The organism is Rothia sp. HMSC073B08 (assembly GCF_001812975.1).
Classification (GTDB): domain Bacteria; phylum Actinomycetota; class Actinomycetes; order Actinomycetales; family Micrococcaceae; genus Rothia; species Rothia mucilaginosa.
In genome coordinates, this window is sequence record NZ_KV811062.1 from 1 (window position 1) to 771 (window position 771).

The following is a 771-nucleotide window of genomic DNA, read 5'->3' on the forward strand; positions in this document are numbered from 1 at the left end:
GGTTGTGGCTCTTTTCCCATTCGTGGACTTGGACTTTCGCTTCCTCAATGGGAGCCGTGTCCTTTGAAGCGCGTACGGTACTTCCGCCAGAAGAATTCTCACCGTTCCCATGCGTCGATGTTTTTGAAGAAGAGCTGGCGTCTGGATGTATGAAAATCTTCTCACAGACCTGTACCGAATTTGGATTGTTGGCTCTGCACTCAGAATATGATGCAAACTCACCTTCAACGCTGAATGCGTATGTAGAATTGGCAAGTGTTGCAATTAAAGCTAATGCGATGATTTTATTAGTGGACCTCATATTTACTCTTCCACCAAATTAGTTGATTCAATTAGCCAGGTCTTTCCGTTATGGCGTAATTTAATGTCCCACATATTGTTCGCGCCCTTTTTATTATCAAAGCTTTCCCAACTACCGTCAGGCTGAACATACATGACGCGCTTCCATTCCCTATATGCGCGCCAAATATAGGCATCACCATCTTCAGACCACGGTGCACCATTAGCTACAAAATTATGAGTTCCGTCAATGACCCAGCCACCCTTTTCGTACAGAGCAGTCATCCTGTCCGCAAAATCAAGTTCTTCCTTGAAAGAAGGGCTAATAAACGTATTAGTGACGGAATAATCGCCAGTCTGGATTGAGTAGTTTCCATGAAGAACCCAAGCTCGAATTGTCTTCTCCAAACCAGAGATAGACTTCTCGCGGTAACCCTCTTCGGGTGCCGGAGGCTTGGGCACATTCTGTGCAGGTCCCTGCCAGTCGGCCTT

Annotated in this window: 2 protein-coding genes; one reads left to right on the plus strand and one right to left on the minus strand. The window is 46.2% G+C overall.

Annotated features, from left to right (window positions below):
• The coding region (locus tag HMPREF2884_RS09110) for a hypothetical protein (RefSeq protein ID WP_210398937.1) at window positions 1-323 on the plus strand (323 nt) is incomplete at its 5' end.
• Here HMPREF2884_RS09110 and HMPREF2884_RS03880 read toward each other — a convergent pair.
• On the minus strand, window positions 304-771 hold a 468-nt coding region (locus HMPREF2884_RS03880), incomplete at its 5' end, for a DUF6318 family protein (RefSeq protein WP_070615791.1). The two genes, HMPREF2884_RS09110 and HMPREF2884_RS03880, sit on opposite strands and share 20 nt — an antisense overlap.